3 protein-coding genes are annotated in these 23,880 nt (G+C 58.7%); all 3 read left to right on the top strand.

Annotated elements, in window-relative coordinates:
• The first annotated feature begins 1 nt into the window (after position 1).
• The 3 genes from A7Z29_RS03440 (at position 2) to siiEA (ending at position 23,878) form a co-directional block, all read left to right on the top strand.
• The gene (locus A7Z29_RS03440; RefSeq protein ID WP_105289782.1) at positions 2-1,294 is read left to right on the top strand and encodes an APC family permease; all 1,293 of its coding nucleotides are present in this window, start codon (positions 2-4) and stop codon (positions 1,292-1,294) included.
• 342 nt (positions 1,295-1,636) lie between these two features.
• Positions 1,637-2,992 carry a TolC family outer membrane protein gene (locus A7Z29_RS03445; RefSeq protein ID WP_105289783.1) on the top strand — a complete coding sequence of 452 codons (1,356 nt, stop codon included), beginning with the start codon at positions 1,637-1,639 and terminating at the stop codon, positions 2,990-2,992.
• Between the two features lie 108 nt (positions 2,993-3,100).
• Complete coding sequence (siiEA, locus tag A7Z29_RS03450) at positions 3,101-23,878, top strand: BapA-related adhesin SiiEA (RefSeq protein ID WP_105289784.1); 20,778 nt, start codon at positions 3,101-3,103, stop codon at positions 23,876-23,878.
• The last annotated feature ends 2 nt before the right edge of the window (positions 23,879-23,880 follow it).

Genomic DNA, 23,880 nt, shown 5'->3' on the forward strand with positions numbered 1-23,880 from the left:
CATGATGAACACGGAAGGTAATAACGGTGACAAACCTCTGGGACTATGGAATGTGGTTTCCATAGGTATCGGGGCGATGGTGGGGGCGGGGATCTTTGCCCTGTTGGGGCAAGCGGCGTTGCTAATGGAAGCCTCGACCTGGGTCGCTTTTGCTTTTGGCGGCATTGTGGCGATGTTTTCCGGATATGCCTATGCGCGCCTTGGTGCAAGTTATCCCAGCAATGGCGGGATTATTGACTTCTTTCGCCGGGGGTTAGGCAACGGTGTTTTTTCGCTGGCGCTCTCGTTGCTGTACCTGATGACGCTGGCGGTGAGTATCGCGATGGTTGCCCGTGCCTTTGGTGCTTATGCTGTGCAGTTTTTGCATGAGGGCAGCCTGGATGAGCATCTTATTTTGCTCTACGCGCTGGCGATCATTGCCCTGATGACGCTGTTCAACTCCTTAAGCAACCATGCGGTAGGGCGACTGGAAGTGATCCTTGTCGGCATCAAAATGATGATCCTGTTGTTGCTGATTATTGCGGGCGTCTGGTCGCTGCAACCGGCGCATATTTCCGTCTCTGCGCCCCCCAGCTCCGGCGCATTCTTCTCTTGTATCGGGATTACCTTCCTTGCTTATGCGGGCTTTGGCATGATGGCAAACGCGGCGGATAAAGTGAAAGATCCGGCGGTCATTATGCCGCGAGCATTTTTGCTGGCGATAGGCGTTACCACACTGCTCTATATTTCCCTGGCACTGGTGCTGCTTAGTGATGTTTCGGCATTAGAGTTAGAAAAATATGCCGATACCGCCGTAGCGCAGGCCGCTTCTCCACTGCTTGGGCATGTGGGTTATGTGATAGTGGTGATAGGTGCTTTGCTGGCGACGGCATCAGCCATCAACGCAAACCTGTTTGCGGTGTTTAATATCATGGACAACATGGGCAGCGAGCGTGAACTGCCGAAGCTAATGAATAAATCCCTGTGGCGGCAGAGTACGTGGGGCAACATCATCATAGTGGTGTTGATCATGCTGATGACGGCGGCGCTTAATTTAGGTTCCCTGGCCAGTGTTGCCAGCGCCACCTTTTTGATCTGCTACCTTGCGGTGTTTGTGGTGGCGATCCGTCTGCGTCATGATATTCACGCCTCGTTGCCAATCCTCGTTGTCGGTATGATGGTCATGCTATTGGTAATCATCGGTTTTATTTACAGTCTATGGTCCCAGGGCAGCAGCGCACTGATGTGGATTATTGGCGCACTATTACTAAGCCTTATTGTGGCAATGGTAATGAAACGGAATAAAACCATATAAAATCTACCTGCGCGCAGTGCTTTCTGTGCTGCGCCTTTATTTTTTTCTTAATCAAATCCTCCGTCTTATACTTTTAATAAATAAGTCACAAAAAAATGGTATATACACGATAAAACTGTGATTCTTATCACTTCTTACTATGGATTATTCTCAATGCGGATGATGGTAATCTAAAACTCGTAGTGTATTCTTAATAAATAACGTATAAGCTTTTTAGCTGCATTTCTTTTAATAGGGGGAATAAAAACGAAAGAGATGCACAAGTTATTACCCTTCTTAAATAAAATGAGGCTGGTTATAAAAACCAGTTAAAATAATGACCTGGAAGGAAGTGACTTATCTATGGCGCGATTACAATTAAAAAACCGTAAAAATAAATGCCTGATATTTTTAATAAGTTTTATTGTGATGGGAGAAAACGCGCTTGCAGCGCCATTACCACAATGGGCTAACGCCCCTGCGGTTACGTCGGTTGCCAGTTTATCCTTACAGGAGAGTATATTACGCGCATTTGCGCGAAACCCCGACGTCACCCAACAGGCGGCGCAGATAGGTATTGGCGAAGCGCAAATCGATGAAGCCAAAAGTGCCTGGTATCCGCACGTTGGCTTAACCGGTAACGCGGGGCCGTCCCGACAAACGGACTCCAGCGGCAGGCTTGATAACAACGTTTCGTATGGCATAACCCTGACGCAGTTGGTGTATGACTTTGGTAAAACGAACAACGATATCAAACTGCAAACTGCCGCTCGTGACAGCTACCGCTTTAAATTGATGGCAACCCTAACCGATGTCGCAGAGAAAACGGCGACCACCTATATGGAAGTTAGCCGTTATCAGGCTTTGTGCGATGCGGCTCAACGTAATATCCACTCGCTGGAAAATGTCTACAACATGGCGGCACTACGCGCCAACGCCGGCCTGAACTCATCTTCTGATGAATTGCAGGCTCAGACACGCATTGCCGGAATGCGCTCGACGCTGGAGCAATATCAGGCGCAAATGGCGAGCGCCAAAGCGCAACTGGCGGTGCTGACTGGCGTACAGCCGGAGGCGATAGCCGCGCCACCTGCGGAATTAGCCGAGCAGCCGGTATCGCTAAAAAATATTGATTACCAGTCCATTCCGCTGGTGTTGGCGGCAGAAAATTTACGCCAGTCGGCACAGTACGGCGTGGAAAAAACCAAAGCGCAATACTGGCCGACGCTTAGTATTCAGGGAGGCAAAACGCGCTACCAGATCAGCGATCGCTCGTACTGGGACGACCAGTTACAGCTGAACGTTAACGCGCCGTTGTATCAGGGCGGTGCGGTTTCTGCCCAGGTACAACAGGCCGAAGGGCAACAAAAAATCTCCGCCTCGCAGGTCGAACAGGCAAAACTGGATGTATTACAACGGGCATCAGTGGCGTATGCCAACTGGACTGGCGCACGGGGGCGCGAAGAAGCCGGTTTAGCGCAATCCGAAAGTGCACACAAAACGCGAGATGTGTATCAAAATGAATATAAATTAGGTAAACGCAGTCTGAATGATCTATTAACCGTCGAGCAAGATGTCTTTCAGGCGCAATCGGCTGAAATAAATGCCAGTTATGATGGCTGGGTTGCCGCAGTAAATTATGCCGCTGCGGTTAATAACCTTATTCCATTAGCGGGAATTAAACAGGGCTTATACAACGACTTACCCGATTTAAAATAATCCTGCCATTATTAATATCAGGTAGGCATCGTTGTTGAGTTATTACCTTTGTCTTATTTAGATAAATGGACTCGCTAAGGATGTGCGCCATTTATCAGGAATGCCATTATGAGCCTGATTATTGATGTTATTTCGCGTAAAACATCCGTCAAACAAACGCTGATTAATCCTGGCGGCGTTACGGTTGTTATTTATGAGCCCTCTGTGGTGCAGGTTCATGCTCAGGCATCTGCCGTTGCGCGTTACGTTCGCGAAGGAAATGATCTGTTGATCTATATGCAGGATGGCACGGTTATCCGTTGCAACGGCTATTTCCTGCAAGCGGCAAATACCACTGAACAATCGGAACTGGTCTTTGCCGATGGACAACAGCTAACTCACGTAACGTTTGCCGATGCCGCAGCGGGGGGATTAGCCCCCGTAGAACTGAGCGCCCAGACCACCGCTATTGAAAGCATTGCGCCATTTCTTGATACCGTTGCTCAGACCAGCACCTTCCCGTGGGGATGGTTAGCCGGTGCGGCGGTAGGTGGCGGTGCGCTTGGCGCTTTACTGGCAAGCGGTGGCGATGACGATTCAAAAACTGAAGTGGTTAACAACCCTCCGCCACCCGCCGAGCCAGGCAATGCGACCCCATCATTTTTAGTCACCGATAATCAGGGCGATCAGCGCGGTATTCTTGCCACCAATGACATCACCGATGACACCACGCCAACCTTTAGCGGTAGCGGGCAGGCGGGTGCGACCATCCAAATCAAAGACAGCAACGGCAATACTATTGCCAGTACTCAGGTAGACAGCAACGGGCACTGGAGCGTCTCTTTACCCACGCAAAGTGCAGGTGAACATACCTGGTCAGTGGTGCAAATTGTCGGCAGCACCATCACTGACGCTGGTTCGATAACGTTAACCATCGACGACAGCCAGGCCAGCGTGCAGGTCGCCACCACCGCAGGCGATAACATTATTAACGCCAGCGAACAGGCCGCCGGATTTACGCTTTCAGGCACGACGAGCAACTTGCCGCAGGGAACAGAACTCAGCGTCACGCTAAACGGTAAAACCTACACGACCAGCGTAGGTGCTAACGGCGCGTGGAGCGTGCAGGTGCCGACCGCTGACGCCCAGGCGTTAGGCGAAGGGAATCAGGCGGTGCTGGTCAGTGGGAAAGACGCCACAGGCAATACCGTCACCGGCGCGCAGCTGCTAACGGTCGATACCCAACCGCCAACGCTTGCCATCAACACCATCGCCCAGGACAACATTGTCAGCGCCGCAGAACATAACGCCGCGCTGGTACTGAGCGGGACTTCGAATGCTGAAGCCGGGCAAATCGTTACACTGACAGTAAATGGTAAAAGCCATACAGCAACCGTCGGTAGCGATGGCACATGGCAGGTGGCGCTGCCTGCCGCAGAAGTGCAGGCGTTGGCAGATGGTAACTACGCCGTAAATGCCAGCGTCAGCGACCGGGCAGGAAACACCACCAGCAACAGCGCGAATTTCGTGGTAGATACCAGCGCGCCGACGATTAACGTCAACACCGTGGCGGGCGACGATATTCTTAATAATGCCGAACAGGCCGTCGCACAGATCATCTCCGGAAATGTCAGCGGTGCTTCTCCTGGCGATACGGTGACTGTGAAATTGGGCGCTCATGCCCTGACGGGCGTCGTGCTGGCAGACGGTAGCTGGAATGTGGCGCTGGATCCGGCGGTAACCCGCACGCTGGATCGCGGAGCCAATACGATTTTCGTCACCGTGACAGATGCTGCAGGAAATACCGGCGCGGCGTCTCGTGCAATCACGCTGGTAGGTGTTTCTCCGTTGATCACCATTAACACCGTCTCCGGCGATGACATTATCAGTGGCGCAGAAAAAGGTGCGCCACTGACCCTTACCGGTAGCACTCAACAGGCCGAGACAGGACAAACCGTCACAGTAACCCTGGCTGGACAGAGTTTTACCACTACCGTGCAGGCCGATGGCTCCTGGAGTCTGACAGTACCCGCTGCCAATATGGGTGATCTGCCTGACGGTGCGGTAGCGATTACCGCTTCTGTGACGGATCTCAGCGGTAATACCGGCAACACCTCCCGCACCATTACCGTCGATAGCCAGGCGCCGGCCTTAAGCATTGATCCACTGACCGCCGACAACATCATCAACGCCGCCGAAAGCGGGCAGGATCTGCCCATCACTGGCACCACTGACGCCCAGCCGGGGCAGACGGTAACGGTGACGCTTAACGGGCAGACGTATCAGGGCATCGTGCAACCAGATGGCACATGGAGTGTGACGGTTCCCGCCGCCAACGTTGACGCACTGGCTGACGGCAACGCCACGGTCACCGCCAGCGTGAACGATGTTGCTGGTAACCCGAGCAGCGTTTCACGCGTGGCGCTGGTCGATGCCACGCCGCCTGTGGTGACCATTAATCCGGTGGCGACTGATAACGTCATTAACACGCCGGAACATACCCAGGCGCAAATCATCAGCGGCACGGTTACCGGCGCGCAGGCTGGCGATATTGTCACCGTGACGCTGAATAATGTGGATTACACCACGGTGGTGGATGCTTCCGGCAACTGGAGCCTGGGCGTTCCGGCTTCCGTTGTCAGCGGGCTGGTGGACGGCAGTTATCCGATCAACGTTTCAGTGACTGACCGCGCCGGAAACAGCGGCAGCCAGGCACTCACCGTCACGGTTAATACCGCCGCGCCAGTGGTTGGAATTAATACCATTGCTGGCGATGATGTGATTAACGCCAGCGAAAAAGGAGCCGATGTTCAAATTACCGGCACCAGCGATCAACCTGTTAATACCGCCATCACCGTGACGCTGAACGGGCAAAATTACACCACCACGACCGACGCCTCCGGCAACTGGAGCGTCACCGTTCCGGCGTCGGCGGTAACCGCATTAGGCCAGGCCAACTACACGGTGACGGCAGCGGTGACCAGTAGTATTGGCAACAGCGCCACCGCCAGCCATAACCTCCTGGTCGACAGCTCACTGCCCGGCGTGACCATTAACCCGGTAGCAACCGACGATATTATTAACGCCGCCGAAGCGGGCGCTGCGCAAACCATCAGCGGGCAGGTGACGGGAGCCGCCGTTGGCGACACGGTAACTATTACGTTGGGCGGTAATACCTACACGACTACCGTCCAGGCTGGTTTAAGCTGGAGCGTGAGCGTTCCGGCAGCAGATATTCAGGCGCTGGGTAATGGTGATTTAACGGTTAATGCCTCGGTCACCAATCAAAACGGTAACACCGGCAGCGGCACGCGGGATATCACCATCGACGCCAATCTGCCCGGTCTGCGGGTCGATACGGTGGCGGGCGATGATGTGGTCAATATCATCGAACATGGGCAGGCGCTGGTGGTTACCGGCAGCAGCTCGGGGCTGGCTGAAGGCACGCCGCTAACCGTCACAATTAATAACGTCGAATACACTACTGCGGTGCAGGCCGATGGTAGCTGGAGCGTGGGTGTTACAGCGACGCAGGTTAGCGCCTGGCCTGCGGGGACGGTGACGGTTGCCGTGTCCGGGGAAAGTAGCGCCGGAAATCCGATAAGCATCACCCATCCCGTTACGGTCGATCTCACTCCGGCGGCGATCACCATCAACACCATCGCCACGGACGATGTGATTAACGCCGCAGAAAAAGGCGCTAATTTAACTCTTTCCGGCACCACCACTAACGTAGAACCCGGTCAAACCGTCACCGTTACCTTTGGCGGGAAAAATTACACTGCCAGCGTGGCGAGCGATGGTAGCTGGACTGCCACCGTTCCTGCCGCCGATTTAGCGGCATTACCCGAGGGCAGCGCCTCCGCGCAGGCCAGCGTCAGCAACGTCAACGGCAATAGCGCCTCGGCGGTGCATAACTACAGTGTTGATAGCAGCGCGCCAACCATCATTATCAATACCGTTGCCAGCGACAATATCGTCAACGCCAGTGAAGCCGACGCGGGCGTGACGGTGAGCGGCAGCACCACCGCCGAAGCGGGGCAGATTGTTACGGTAACGCTTAATAGCCCGACCGTGCAGACGTATCAGGCAACGGTACAGGCCGACGGCAGTTGGAGCATTAACGTTCCGGCGGCAGATCTTGAGGCATTGACGGATGGCAGCCACACCCTGACCGCGACGGTCAATGACAAAGCGGGCAACCCGGCGAGCACCACGCATAATCTGGCGGTGGATCTCACCGTTCCGGTACTGACTATCAACACCATTGCGGGCGACGATATTATTAACGCCGCCGAACACGGGCAGGCGCTGGTGATTTCCGGTTCCAGCACCGGCGGGGAAGCGGGGGATGTCGTTACCGTCACGCTAAACAGTAAAACCTATACCACGACGCTGGATGCCTCCGGCAACTGGAGCGTCGGCGTTCCGGCAGCGGATGTCACCGCGCTGGGCAGCGGTTCACAAACCGTAACGGCGAGCGTTACCGATGCGGCGGGCAATAACGATATTGAGACGCACACGGTCACCGTTAACCTTACCGCGCCGACCATTGGCATTAACACTATCGCCACCGATGACGTGATTAACGCCACGGAAAAAGGCGCGGATCTGCAAATCAGCGGCACCAGCAACCAGCCCGCAGGCACCGCAATTACGGTGACGCTTAACGGGCAAAATTACACCGCCACGACGGACGCAGCAGGTAACTGGAGCACCACGGTGCCCGCTTCCGCAGTAGGTGCGCTGGGCGAAGCCAGCTACACGGTGACGGCGAACGTCACCGACAGTGCAGGTAACAGCAATTCCGCCAGCCATAACGTGCAGGTCAATACCGCGCTGCCTGGCGTCACCATTAATCCGGTGGCGAGCGACGATATTATTAACGCCGCCGAATCGGGCGTGGCGCAGACCATCAGCGGCCAGGTGACGGGCGCGGCGGCGGGCGATACCGTCACCGTAACGCTTGGCGGGAAAACCTACACCGCCACCGTGCAGGGCAATTTAAGCTGGAGCGTGGACGTTCCGGCGGCGGATATTCAGGCCATCGGTAATGGCGATCTGACGGTTAACGCTTCGGTGACCAACGGCGTTGGCAACACCGGCAGCGGTTCGCGAGATATTACTATCGACGCCAATTTGCCAGGTCTGCGCGTTGATACCGTGGCGGGCGATGATGTGGTCAACAGCATCGAGCACGCTCAGGCGCTGGTGATCACCGGTAGCAGCAGTGGGCTGGCGACGGGCGCGGCACTGACGGTGGTGATTAACACGGTCACTTACGCTGCAACAGTATTAGCCGATGGCACATGGGGCGTTGGCGTTCCTGCGGCAGATGTGGGCAACTGGCCTGCGGGGACGGTGAATATCACGGTTTCAGGTGCCAGTAGCGCCGGAAACCCGGTCACTATTACCCACCCGGTCACCGTCGATCTGGCGGCGGTGGCGATCTCCATTAACACCGTTTCCGGTGATGATGTGATTAACGCCGCCGAAAAAGGGGCAGATTTAACCCTGTCCGGCAGCACCTCTGGCGTGGAAGCGGGGCAAACGGTCACCGTCACCTTTGGCGGAAAAACCTATACCGCGACCGTAGCGGGCGATGGTAGCTGGACAACCACCGTGCCTGCCGCCGATCTCAACGCGTTACGCGATGGCGACGCCACGGTACAGGCCAGCGTCAGCAACGTTAACGGCAACACGGCTTCGGCGACACACGCCTATAGCATCGATGCCACGGCACCGACGCTTGCCATTAACACCATCGCCACTGACGATATTCTTAACGCCGCCGAGGCGGGCAATCCGTTAACCATCAGCGGCACCACTACCGCCGAAGCGGGGCAGATGGTCACCGTTACCCTTAATGGCGTGACTTATACTGGCACCGTCCAGGCGGACGGCAGCTGGAGCGTCAGCGTACCGACGGCGGATCTCAGCAATCTGACCGCCAGCCAGTACACGGTCAGCGCCTCGATAAGCGATAAAGCGGGTAACCCGGCGACCGCCACTCACGGCCTGGCGGTGGATCTCACTGTTCCAGTGCTGACCATCAACACTGTCTCCGGCGATGACATAATTAACGCTACCGAGCACGGGCAGGCGCTGGTGATCTCCGGTTCCAGCACTGGTGGCGAAGCGGGCGATGTCATCACCGTCACGTTAAACAGTAAAACCTACACCACCACGCTGGACGCTTCCGGCAACTGGAGCGTCGGCGTTCCGGCGGCAGATGTCACTGCGCTGGGCAGCGGCGCACAAACCATCACCGCGACCATTACCGACGCGGCAGGCAACAGCGACGACGCCAGCCGCACGGTTACTGTGAATCTCACCTCGCCGACAATTGGCATCAACACCATTGCTACAGATGACGTGATTAACGCCACGGAAAAAGGTGCGGATCTGCAAATCACCGGCACCAGTAATCAGCCAGCGGACACTACGGTTACGGTGACGCTAAACGGTCAAAATTACACTGCCACTACCGATAGCAACGGCAACTGGATCGCCACGGTGCCAGCCTCGGCGGTTAGCGCGCTGGGTGAAGCCAACTACACGGTAACCGCGAACGTCACCGATACGGCAGGCAACAGCAATTCCGCCAGCCATAACGTGCTGGTCAATACCGCGCTGCCTGGTGTCACCATTAACGCGGTGGCGACCGACGATATTATCAACGCTGCCGAAGCGGGCAACGCGCAAACCATCAGTGGCCAGGTCACGGGTGCGGCGCAGGGAGATACGGTCACCATTACGCTGGGCGGCAATACCTACACCGCCACGGTGCAGGCTAATTTAAGCTGGAGTGTCAGCGTTCCGGCGGCGGATATTCAGGCGCTGGGTAACGGCTCCTTGACGGTTAACGCCTCGGTGACCAACGTCGTCGGCAACACCGGCAGCGGCTCGCGAGACATCACTATCGATGCCAATCTGCCTGGCCTGCGTGTCGATACCGTAGCGGGTGATGATGTTATTAACAGCATTGAGCACAATCAGGCGCTGGTGATCACCGGGAGCAGCACCGGATTAACGGTGGGAACCGCGTTAACGGTCGTTATCAATAACGTCACTTACGGCGCGACAGTGTTAGCCGACGGCACATGGAACCTCGGCGTTCCGGCGGCAGACGTCAGTAACTGGCCTGCGGGAACGGTCGATATTACGGTAAGCGGCACCAACAGCGCCGGAACAACCTCCACCATTACCCATCCAGTCACCGTCGATCTGGCGGCGGTCGCTATCACCATTAACACCCTTTCCGGCGATGATGTGATCAACGCCGTCGAAAAAGGCGAAACGCTGGTCGTAAGCGGCAGCACCAGCGGCGTGGAAGCCGGGCAGACGGTGACCGTGACCTTCGGTGGCAAAAATTACACCGCTACCGTGGAAGCCAACGGTAGCTGGACGGTGAATGTGCCGCCTGCCGATCTCGCTGCGCTGCCGGACGGCGCGGGCAACGTGCAGGCGAGCGTCAGCAACATTAACGGCAATAATGCCCAGGCGGATCGCGCGTACAGCGTCGATGCCACCGCGCCGCTTGTGACTATTAACACCATCGCCAGTGACGATATTCTCAACGTGAGCGAAGCGGGCGCGGGAGTAACCATCAGCGGCACCACCACGGCGCAGGCCGGGCAGACGCTGACCGTCACGCTCAATAACAACACTTACCAGACCACCGTCCAGGCCGATGGCACCTGGAGCGTGAACGTTCCGGCAACGGAATTAAGCGGATTAACCGCCAGCAGTTATACCGTGACTGCGACGGTGAGCGACAAAGCGGGCAACCAGGCAAGCGCCGACCACGCACTGGCGGTGGATGTCACCGCGCCGGATCTCACCATTAATACCGTCGCGGGCGATGACATTATCAACGCCATCGAACACGGTCAGGCGCTGGTGGTGAGCGGCACCAGCACGGGCGCGGCGGCGGGTGATGTGGTAACCGTCACGCTGAACGGTAAAAACTACACTACCACGCTGGATGCCTCCGGTAACTGGAGCGTGGGTATTCCGGCGGCGGATGTCACGGCGCTGGCAACCGGAAGCCAGACGATCACCGCCAGCCTGAGCGATCGCGCGGGCAACAGCGACAGCACGACTCACGATGTGACCGTTGATCTCAGCGGCCCGACGTTGACCATCAACACCGTCTCCGGCGATGACATCATTAACAATACCGAGAAAACCCAGGATCTGACCATCAGCGGCGGCTCCAGCGGTCTGGCGACCGGCACCACGGTCACCGTGATGTTGAACGGCCTGGCGTACAGCGCCACCACCGATGGTTCTGGCAACTGGAGCGTTACCGTGCCGGCTTCGGCAGTCGGCGCATTGGGCGAGGCTGTGTACCAGATTAGCGCCAGCGCCACCGACAGCGCGGGCAACAGCGGTGCTACCACCCATACGGTGAATGTCGAATCCCTCCTGCCTGGGGTAATCATTAATACCGTTTCGGGCGATGACATTATCAACGCCGCTGAAATCGCCGTTAACCAGACGATTAGCGGTCAGGTAACGGGAACGGCGCAGGCGGGGAATACGGTGACGGTCACGCTTGGTGGCAACCAGTATACCGCTACCGTGCAACCAGATTTAAGCTGGAGTGTCAGCGTGCCGGCGGCAGATTTGCAGGCGTTGGGTAACGGTGAGCTGACCATCAGCGCCTCGGTGACCAACACCACAGGCAATACCGGCACCGCCACGCACGACATCGTGATAGACGCCAACCTGCCTGGTCTGCGCGTCGATACCGTGGCAGGCGATGATGTGGTCAATATTATCGAACACGGTCAGGCGCTGGTTGTCACTGGTAGCAGTACCGGACTGGCGGTGGGGACGCCACTAACCGTGGAAATCAACAGCGTCACCTATGGCGCAACGGTATTAGCCGATGGCACCTGGAGCGTGGGCGTTCCGGCGACGGATGTCGCTAACTGGCCTGCGGGGACAGTCGATATTACGGTTACAGGCACTAACACTGCCGGAACAACTACCAGTATTAGCCATCCGGTCACGGTCGATCTCGCTGACGTGGCGATTACCATCAATACACTTTCCGGCGACGATGTGATTAACGCCGCCGAAAAGGGCAGTGATTTGCAGCTCTCCGGCACCACCTTCGGCGTGGAGGCGGGGCAGACTATTACCGTTATTTTTGGCGGCAAAAGCTACACCACGACGGTTGCTGCGGATAATACCTGGGGGATGACAATCCCAGCCGTCGATCTCTCGGCTTTACCAGACGGTGCAGCAAACGTACAAGCCAGCGTCAGCAACGTAGCAGGCAACATCGCCCAGACAACACATGCTTACAGCGTTGATGCCACCGCGCCCTCTGTCACCATCAACACCATCGCCACGGACGATATTCTTAATGCCGCCGAAGCCGGAACGGCGCTGACCATCAGCGGCACCAGCACGGCAGAAGCCGGGCAGATGGTGACCGTGACGCTAAACGGCGTCAATTACAGCGGCAACGTACAAGCAGACGGAAGCTGGAGCATCAGCGTACCAACTGGCGATTTAGCGAATCTCACCGCCAGCTCGTATACCGTCAACGCGGCGGTCAGCGACAAAGCCGGAAATCCGGCCTCGGCAACGCATAATCTGGCGGTGGATCTGATTGCCCCAGTCGTCACCATCAACACGGTGGCGGGCGACGACATCATTAACGCCACGGAACACAGCCAGGCGCAGATTATCAGCGGCTCGGCAACGGGCGCGACCACAGGTAACACGGTTTCCGTGACGATTGGCACGACCACCTACACCACCGTGCTGGACGCCAACGGCAACTGGAGCATCGGCGTGCCTGCCAGCGTGATTTCCGCACTGGCGCAGGGCGATGTGACCATTACCGCCACGGTCACCGACTCCGCAGGCAACAGCGGCACAGCCTCGCACATCGTCAGCGTGGCGCTCGGTGCTCCGGTACTCGGCATTAACACCATCGCCGTCGACGACATCATCAACGCCACGGAGAAAGGCGCGGATCTGGCGATTTCCGGCAGCAGCAACCAGCCTGCGGGCACGCAGGTAACAGTGACGCTTAACGGGCAAAATTACACCACCACAGCCGATGCTTCCGGTAACTGGAGCGTGACCGTTCCGGCGTCTGCGGTTGGTACGCTTGGTGAAGCGACTTATACCGTGACCGCCGCCGCTACTGACTCCGCTGGCAACAGCGGTTCCGCCAGCCATAACGTACAGGTCAATACCGCGCTGCCTGGCGTCACCATTAACGTTGTGGCAACGGACGATATTATTAACGCCGCCGAAGCTGGGGTAGATCAAACTATCAGCGGTCAGGTTACAGGCGCAGCGGCGGGCGACACGGTAACCGTCACGCTGGGTGGCGAGACTTACACGGCGACAGTGCAGGCCAATTTAAGCTGGAGTATTAATGTTCCGGCAGCCGCTTTACAGGCGTTGGGCAACGGCGAGTTGAGCATTTCGGCTTCGGTGACGAACAGCGTGGGCAATACTGGCAGCGGTACGCGTGACATTACCATTGACGCTAATCTCCCTGGTCTGCGGGTCGATACCGTCGCTGGCGATGATGTGGTGAATATCATCGAGCACGGTCAGGCACTGGTGGTAACCGGCAGTAGTTCTGGTCTGGCAGCGGGTGCCGTACTCACGGTTTCGATTAATAGCCAGAACTATAGCGCAACGGTTTTAGCTGATGGTTCATGGAGCGTCGGCGTTCCGGCTGTGGATGTCAGCGCCTGGCCTGCGGGGACGGTCACGATTACGGCGAGTGGTAGCACCACCGCCGGAAATCCGGTCAGCGTCACGCACCCGGTCACCGTCGATCTCACGGCGATCGCTATCAGCATTAACACCATTACCGCCGATGATGTGATAAACGCCGCTGAAAAAGGCGCGGCGTTAACGCTCTCTGGCAGCACGTCCGGCGTGGAGGCCGGGCAAACGGTCACCGTGACCTTTGGCGGCAAAAACTACACTGCAAGCGTCGCGGCAGATGGTTCGTGGAGCACCACGGTTCCGGCGGCGGATATGGCAACCCTGCGTGATGGCGACGCCAGCGCACAGGCCAGCGTCAGCAACGTTAACGGCAACAGCGCCACCACCACCCACGCTTACAGCGTCGATGCCAGCGCGCCAACGGTCACCATCAACACCATCGCCACGGACGATATTCTTAATGCCACCGAAGCCGGTACGGCGCTGACCATCACCGGCAGCAGCACGGCGGAAGCGGGGCAGACGGTGACCGTTACGCTCAATGGCGCAAATTATACCGGCACCGTACAAACGGACGGTAGCTGGAGCGTCAGCGTGCCGCCAGCAGCGTTAAGCGCGCTGACCGCCAGCAACTATACCGTCAGCGCGGTGGTGAGCGACAAAGCCGGTAACCCGGCCTCGGTTAACCACAACCTGACGGTGGATACTTCCGTTCCGGTTGTCACCATCAACACGGTGGCGGGTGATGATGTGATCAACGCGACGGAACACGCCCAGGCGCAGATTATCAGCGGCTCCGCCACGGGTGCGGCAACCGGTAGCACCGTGACGGTGACTATTGGCACCAATACCTTCACCACCGTGCTGGATGCCAGCGGTAACTGGAGCGTCGGCGTACCGTCGAGCGTCGTTTCGGCGCTGGCAAACGGCACGGTCACCATCAACGCCAGCGTCACCGATGCCGGGGGCAACAGCGGCAGCGCCACGCATCAGGTGACGGTCAATACCGGCCTGCCAACCATTACCTTTAACGCCATCAGCGGCGATAACGTGCTGAATGCCGATGAAAAAGGTCAGCCGTTGACCATTAGCGGTAGCAGTACGGGGCTGGCGACGGGCGCGCAGGTCACCGTCACGCTCAACGGTCATAACTACAGCGCCACCACCGACGCGGCGGGCAACTGGACGTTAACCGTACCGGTGAGCGATCTGGCGGCCTTAGGCCAGGCCAACTATACCGTCAGCGCCAGCGCCACCAGTGCGGCAGGCAACACCGCCAGCAGCCAGGCGAATTTACTGGTCGACAGCGGCCTGCCGGGCGTCACCATCAACACCGTGGCGGGCGACGATATTATCAACGCCGCTGAAGTGGGCGCTGATCAAACCATCAGCGGGGTGGTGACCCGCGCCGCCGCAGGCGATATGGTGACCGTCACGCTGGGCGGCAATACTTATACTGCACAAGTTCAGGCCGATTTAAGCTGGAGCGTCAGCGTTCCGGCAGCCGATTTACAGGCGTTGGGTAATGGTGATTTGACCATTAACGCCTCGGTCACCAACGCTAATGGCAATACTGGTAGCGGCACGCGGGATATCACCATTGACGCCAACCTGCCAGGTCTGCGCGTGGATACCGTCTCGGGCGATGATATCGTCAACAGCATAGAGCACGGACAGGCGCTGGTGATCACTGGTGGCAGCAGCGGTTTGAATACCGGCGCCGTGCTGACGGTCACCATCAACGGCACGGCCTATGCCGCCACGGTACAGGCAGACGGTAGCTGGAGTGTCGGCATTCCGGCGGCAAACGTCAGCGCCTGGCCTGCGGGGCCGTTAACCGTTGAGGTAGCAGGGCAGAGCAGCGCCGGAAACCCGGTCAGCGTCAGCCATCCGTTCACCGTCGATTTAACAGCGGTGGCTATCAGCATCAACACCGTTGCCAGCGACGACGTAATTAATGCCGCTGAAAAAGGTGCCGATCTGACCCTTTCCGGCAGCACCAGCGGGATTGAAAGCGGGCAAACCGTCACCGTCACTTTTGGCGGCAAAACCTACACCGCAAGCGTCGCCGCCAACGGAAGCTGGAGCGTAACGGTTCCGGCGGCAGATCTGGCAACTCTGCCAGACGGCGCGGCGAACGTGCAGGCCAGCGTCAGCAGCGCGAGCGGCAATAACGCTTCGGCAACCCATGCGTATAGCGTTGACGCCAGTGCGCCGACGCTCACCATAAACACCATCGCCAGCGATGACATTCTTAACGCCACGGAGGCCGGAAGCCCACTCACCCTCAGCGGCACCAGCACCGCCGAAACCGGGCAGACGGTGAGCGTCACCCTTAACGGCGTAACCTACACCGGTAATGTACAGACGGACGGTAGCTGGAGCGTCAGCGTTCCCACTTCAGCCCTGGGCGCGCTCACCGCAAGCAATTACACCGTCAGCGCCACGGTCAACGACAAAGCGGGCAACCCCGGCAACGCCAGCCATAATCTGGCGATAGACACCACCGCGCCGGTTCTTACCATTAACACCGTGGCAGGCGATGACATCATCAACGACGCCGAGCACGCGCAGGCGCTGGTGATCTCCGGCACCAGCAGCGGCGGGGAAGCGGGCGATGTGGTGAGCGTTGTGCTCAACGGCAAAACCTACACCACCACGTTGGACGCCTCCGGTAACTGGAGCGTCGGAGTACCGGCGGCGGATGTGACGGCGCTGGGTAGCGGTGCGCAGACGATCACTGCCAGCGTCAGCGATCGGGCAGGCAACAGCGATGACGCCAGCCGCACCGTTACCGTCAGCCTCACAGCGCCAGTGATTGGTATCAACACCATCGCGGGCGATGATGTGATCAACGCGACGGAAAAAGGATCTGATCTGGCGCTTTCCGGCACCAGCGATCAGCCTGCGGGTACGGCGATCACCGTCACGCTGAACGGACAAAACTACAGCGCCACCACCGACGCCTCCGGCAACTGGAGCGTCACCGTTCCTGCCTCGGCGGTCAGTGCGCTGGGTGAAGCCACCTACAGCGTCACGGCGAGCGTCACCAACGCTCAGGGCAACAGCAGCACCGCCAGCCATAACGTACAGGTCAATACCGCGCTGCCGGGCGTCACCATCAATCCGGTGGCGACGGACGATATTATCAACGCCGCCGAAGCAGGCAGTGCGCAAACCATCAGCGGCCAGGTCACCGGGGCGGCGGCGGGCAGCACCGTCACCGTTGAACTGGGCGGTAAAACTTACACCGCCACCGTCCAGCCAGATTTAAGCTGGAATGTGAGCGTACCTGCCGCCGACTGGCAGGCGTTGGGTAACGGTGAGTTAACGGTTAACGCCTCGGTGACCAGCGCCGTTGGCAACATCGGTAGCGGCACGCGCGATATCACCATCGATGCCAGTCTGCCCGGTCTGCGGGTCGATACTGTCGCTGGCGATGATGTGGTCAATATCATCGAACACGCTCAGGCACAGGTGATCACCGGCAGCAGCTCCGGCTTTGCCGCAGGTACGGCGTTGACGGTGGTGATAAATAACCAAACTTACGCCGCCACGGTGCTGGCGAACGGCACCTGGAGCGTCGGCGTTCCGGCGGCGGATGTCAGCAACTGGCCTGCGGGAACGCTGAATATTACCGTTAGCGGCGCGAACAGTGCCGGAACGCAAACCAGCATTACCCATCCGCTGACCGTTGATTTCACTGCTGTCGCTATCAGCATTAACGCCATCACCGCCGATGATGTGATAAACGCCGCCGAAAAAGGTGCAGCGTTAACGCTCTCCGGCAGCACCTCCGGCGTCGAAACGGGGCAAACCGTTACCATTACCTTTGGCGGCAAAACCTACACCACCACGGTGGCGGCAAACGGTAGCTGGAGCACCACCGTTCCGGCAGCGGATATGGCGGCTCTGCGTGATGGCGATGCCAGCGCCCAGGTGCGGGTGACAAACGTTAACGGCAACAGCGCCACGGCAACGCATGAATACAGCGTCGATAGCGCCGCGCCAACGGTGACCATCAACACCATTGCCAGCGATAACATCATCAACGCCAGCGAAGCGGCGGCAGGTGTGACGGTTTCCGGCACCAGCACGGCGGAAGCGGGGCAAACGCTGACCGTCACGTTTAACGGCAGTAACTACCAGACCACGGTGCAGGCAGACGGGAGCTGGAGCTTAACGCTGCCTGCCGGCGACTTAACCGCGCTTGCCAATAATGGCTACACCCTGACCGCTACGGCCAGCGATCTGGCGGGTAACCCTGGCAGCGCCAGTAAAGGCGTGACCGTCGATACCACCGCGCCGGTGATCAGTTTTAACACCGTGGCGGGCGATGATGTGATTAACAACGTCGAACACACCCAGGCGCAGATTATCAGCGGCGCCGCCACGGGCGCGGTAGCTGGCGACCGCCTGGTGGTGACCATCGCCGGGCAGCAGTATGTCACCAGCACCGATGCCAGCGGCAACTGGAGCGTCGGCGTGCCTGCCAGCGTGATTTCCGGCCTTGCGGATGGCACGGTGACTATCAGCGCCACCATCACCGATAGCGCAGGCAACAGCAGCACCCAAACGCATAACGTGCAGGTCAATACGGCGGCGGTATCGCTTTCGGTCAGCACCATCAGCGGCGATAACCTCATTAACGCCGCCGAAGCAGGCAGTGCGCTGATCCTTAGCGGCACCGGCACCAATTTTGCGACAGGCACAGTGGTGACCGTGTTGCTTAACGGCAAAGGCTACAGCGCCACCATTCAAAGCAACGGGAGCTGGAGCGTGAATGTGCCAGCGGCAGACGTTGCGGCGCTTGCGGATGGCACCAGCTATACGGTTAGTGCCTCCGCTCAGGACAGCGCCGGAAACAGCGCCACGGCCTCGCGCAGCGTGGCGGTGGATCTCACCGCACCGGTTATCAGCATCAACACCGTTTCAACTGACGACCGACTCAACGCCGCCGAACAACAGCAGCCGTTAACCCTTAATGGATCGACCAGCGCGGAAGTGGGGCAGACGGTCACCGTGACCTTTGGCGGCAAAACCTATACCGCCACGGTTGCCGCCAATGGCACCTGGGCGCTGAACGTACCTGCGGCGGATCTGGCAACGCTCGGGCAGGGCGCGCAGACCATCACCGCCAGCGTGAACGATCGCGCCGGTAACCCCGGTCAAACCACGCACGCCCTGACCGTCGACACCGCTGCGCCGACGGTGACCATCGCCACGGTAGCGGGCGACGATATTATCAACAACGCCGAGCAGCTTGCCGGGCAGACCATCAGCGGCACCACCACCGCCGAAGTGGGACAGACGGTAACCGTCACCTTTAACGGTCAGAGCTGGAGCGCAACGGTTGGCAGCGGCGGAAACTGGTCGGTATTTATTCCGGCGCAGCAGTTTGCCGGATTAAGCGACGGCAGCTACACCATTAGCGCGTCGGTCAGCGATCAGGCCGGAAACCCCGGCAGCGGCAGCCGTGGCGTCACGTTGAACGGCGACGTCCCCACCGTCACCATCAACACCTTTGCGGGCGATGATGTGGTGAACGCGGCGGAACACGGTTCGTCTCTGGTTATCAGTGGCACCACCACCGCGCCGGTCGGGCAGACGCTGACCCTGAATTTAAACGGCAAAACCTACACCACCACAGTACAGACCGGCGGTAGCTGGAGCTACACCCTCGGCAGCGCCGATGTCACCGCGCTGGCGGACGGCAATGCCTACGTGATTAACGCCTCGGTGAGCAACGCCATTGGCAACACCGGCAGCAGCAATCACACCATTACCGTCGATCTCAGCGCCCCGGCGATGGGCATTAATATCGATTCCCTGCAAGCCGACACCGGCCTTAGCGCCAGCGACTTTATCACCAGCGTCAGCCCGGTGGTGGTCAATGGCTCACTCACCGCCGCGCTTGCCAGTAACGAGACGGCGCAAATCAGTATCGACGGCGGCGCAACCTGGAGCACGCTCACCGTGACCGGCACGACCTGGCGCTATAACGACAGCCGCACGCTGACTGATGGCAACTATCTCTATCAGGTGCGGGTGATTGATGCGGCGGGCAACGTCGGCGCGACTGACAGCCAGAACGTGGTGATCGACACCATCGCGCCAGATCCAGCGGTGAAAACCATCGCCATCAGCGCGATCACCACCGATACTGGATTAATCACTAACGATTTTATCACCAGCGACACGACGCTGGCGGTGAGCGGCACGCTGGGCGCGGCGCTTTCTGCCGGCGAGTTCGCGCAAATCAGTATCGATGGCGGCACCACCTGGCAGAATCTTTCGGTAAGCGGTTTGACCTGGACGTACCTTGATGGGCGCACGCTGACTGACGGCAACTACAACTATCAGGTGCGGGTTATCGACACCGCCGGAAATATCGGCGCGACCGCCAGCCAGATTGTCACCGTTGACACCAGCGCGTCGCTGGCGAGCAAAACCATCGTCATTGCGGGCATTAGCGATGACACCGGCTTAAGCAGCAGCGATTTTGTTACTCGCGACACGACGCTGACCGTGCGCGGTACACTCGGCGCGGCGCTGGCGGCAGATGAACGGGCGCAAATCAGCCTCGACGGTGGTGTTACCTGGAGCACGTTAACCGTTATCGGCACCAGCTGGAGCTATGCCGATGGTCGCACGCTTACCGACGGCACCTGGAACTACACGGTGCGGGTGGTGGATCTGGCGGGGAACGTCGGGCAGACCGCGACGCAAAACGTGGTGGTCGATACCACCAGCCCGGAAGCGGCGAAAAGCATCACCATTACCGGTATCAGCGATGACACCGGAGCCAGCAGCAGCGACTTTATTACCAGCGATACTACGCTTACCGTGCGCGGCGTGCTGGGCGCGGCGCTCGGCGCTAACGAATTCGCGCAAATCAGTACCGACAACGGCGCAACCTGGGTGAACGTGACGCTGGCGGCAGACGGCCTGAACTGGACATACGCTGATGGGCGCACGTTGACTAACGGCACGACAACCTGGCTGGTGCGGGTGGTCGATCTGGCGGGCAACGTTGGTGCCACCGGAAGCCAGTCGGCGCAGATTGATACCGTTAACCCGGCGCAGGTGTTGACCATCGCCAGCATCAGCACCGATACGGGGAGTTCGGCAACCGACTTTATCACCAGTGATACCACGCTCACGCTGACCGGCTCGCTGGGCGCGGGGCTTGCCAGCGGCGAAGTAGCGCAGATTAGCCTTGATGGCGGCGCGACCTGGACTACGCTCACCACCAACGGCACGCAGTGGACTTACACCGACAGCCGCACATTGACCGACGGCAGCTATGTTTATCAGGTGCGGGTGCTGGATCTGGCCGGGAACACCGGTCCGGTGGTGTCGAAAACGGTGGTGGTCGATACGATTAACCCCACCGCCACGCCAGGTATTGTGTCGTATACCGATGATGTCGGGCAGCGGCAGGGGACATTAAGCAGTGCGCAGGCTACCGACGACACCACGCCACTGCTGAACGGCGTGCTCTCCGGCCCGCTTGCCAGCGGTGAAGTCGTTTACCTCTACCGCAACGGCCTGCTGTTAGGCGCGGTAACGATGGTCGGCGCACTGAACTGGACCTACAGCGACAGTGGTCTGGTCAGCGGTGCCTATACCTACAGCGCGCGAGTGGTGGATCTGGCGGGGAATATCACCTCCTCCAGTGATTTTATCCTGACGGTTGATACCTCTATTCCGACGACGCTGGCGCAAATCACCAGCCAGACCACGCGTGACACCACGCCAATTATCAGCGGCGTAATCACCGCTGCGCTTGCCAGCGGGCAGTACGTCGAAGTGGTGATCAACGGCAAAACCTACACCTCACAGCCGGGCGGTGCGGTAGTGGTCGATCCGGCGCACAATACCTGGTATGTGCAACTGCCGGATACCGACGCGCTGGCAGCGTCCGCAACTGCTTATAACGTCACCGCGCAGGTGAAAAGCTCGGCGGGCAACGGCAACACCGCCAACGTCAGCAATGGCACGGTGACAGTCAACGCGGCAATTGATTACACGCCAGCCTGGACGACCGCCAATAAAACAACGGCCTGGGGGCTGACCTACGGCCTCGACACGCACGGAATGTGGACGGTGCTGGCCAACCAGCAGGTGATGCAATCTACCGACCCGCTTACCTGGTCGAAGACCGCCCTGACGCTGTATCAGAGCGGCAACAACTACGCCACCAGTTCCATTGCCGATTACGACCGTAACGGTACGGGTGATCTGTTTATTACCCGTGATGATTACGGCACGGGCTATATCAACGGCTTTACCAATAACGGCGACGGCACGTTTTCCAGTGCCATTCTGGTCGCCGTTGGCACTCTGACGTGGTATGGCTCGGTAGTGGCGTTTGATAAAGAGGGCGACGGCTATCTTGATTTCTGGATTGGCGACGCCGGGGGGCCAGACTCCAATACCTTCCTGTGGAATAACGCGGGCACCCTAGTAGGCAACTCCACTGTTGCCAACAACGGGGGGAGCGCCACGGTCGGTGGGGCGGTGACGGGGTATCTTTCGCTCAACGAGGGTTCTGGCGTTGATCTTAACAACGACGGCAGGATTGACCTGGTTCAGCACACTTTCAACCTGAATAACTATTACACGCTGTCCTCGCTCATCAGCCAGGGCAACGGCACGTTTGTCTGGGGGCAGAACACCATCAATACCTTCCTCAGCACGGCGGGCAGCGGCGGCAACTCGACGTCTGTCTCCATGACCTGGGCGGATTTCGATGGCGACGGCGATATGGATCTCTTCCTGCCCGCCAGCCAGGGAAGAGCTAACTACGGCTCCCTGTTATTCAACACCAACGGCGTGCTGGGAAGTCCGGTGGCGGTGGGGGCAACGGCGACGACCTACGCCAGCCAGTTTAGCCTGGCGGTGGACTGGAACCACGACGGTCTGATGGATATCGCCCGTATTGCCCAGACCGGACAATCCTACCTTTACACCAACGTTGGCGGAGCCAGCAACTGGACGCAGTCGGTACTCGGCGGCAGCCAGAGCGGCACCACCAGCGGCGTGGCGGCAATGGACTACGACTGGGACGGCGCGGTGGATGTACTGGTGACCAAACAGTCGGGCAGCGTGTTCCTGATCCGCAACACCAACACGGTGAGCTACGGCACTTCGCTGCACCTGCGCATTACCGATCCCAACGGCATTAACGTTTATTACGGCAATACCGTAAAACTGTACAACTCGGCGGGAGTGCTGGTCGCCACGCAAATCATCAACCCGCAGTCGGGGATGGGGGTTAACGACACCTCGGCGCTGGTCAATTTCTACGGGCTGAATGCCGGAGAAACCTACAACGCCGTGCTGATCAAATCCACTGGCGCGACTGCCAGCAATATCGATCAGACGGTAAACACCACCTGGGGCGGCTTACAGGCTACCGATGCCACTCACGCTTACGATCTCAGCGCCGAAGCCGGGACGGCGAGCAATAACGGCAAGTTCGTCGGCACCGGTTATAACGACACCTTTTTTGCCACCGCAGGCACCGACACCTACGACGGTTCCGGCGGCTGGGTGTACAGCTCTGGCACCGGAACCTGGCTGGCAAACGGCGGGATGGACGTGGTTGATTTCCGGCTTTCGACGGTGGGCGTGACCGCTAACTTAAGCAGTACCGCCGCGCAGGCCACCGGTTTTAACACCTCGACATTTACCAATATTGAAGGCATTTCCGGCTCGAATTTTAACGACACTCTGACCGGCAGCACGGGCGATAACCAACTGGAAGGACGCGGCGGTAATGACACGCTCAACATCGGCAACGGCGGGCACGACACCTTGCTCTATAAATTGCTCAACGCCAGCGACGCTACCGGGGGCAACGGCTCAGACGTGGTGAATGGCTTTACGGTAGGGACATGGGAGGGCACCGCCGACACCGATCGCATTGATATTCGTGAACTGTTACAGGGCAGCGGCTACACCGGAAACGGCAAAGCCAGCTACGTCAACGGTGTGGCAACGCTGGATGCGCAGGCCGGAAACATCGGTGATTTTGTCAAAGTTACCCAGAGCGGCAGCGACACCATCGTGCAGATCGACCGCGACGGCACAGGTGGCGGCTTTGCGACAGCTAACGTGGTCACGCTGACGGGCGTGCATATCGACCTCGCCACTTTGCTGGCGAATCATCAGTTGATGGTGGTGTAGAT

This window comes from Escherichia sp. MOD1-EC6842 (assembly GCF_002965705.1).
GTDB lineage: Bacteria > Pseudomonadota > Gammaproteobacteria > Enterobacterales > Enterobacteriaceae > Escherichia > Escherichia ruysiae.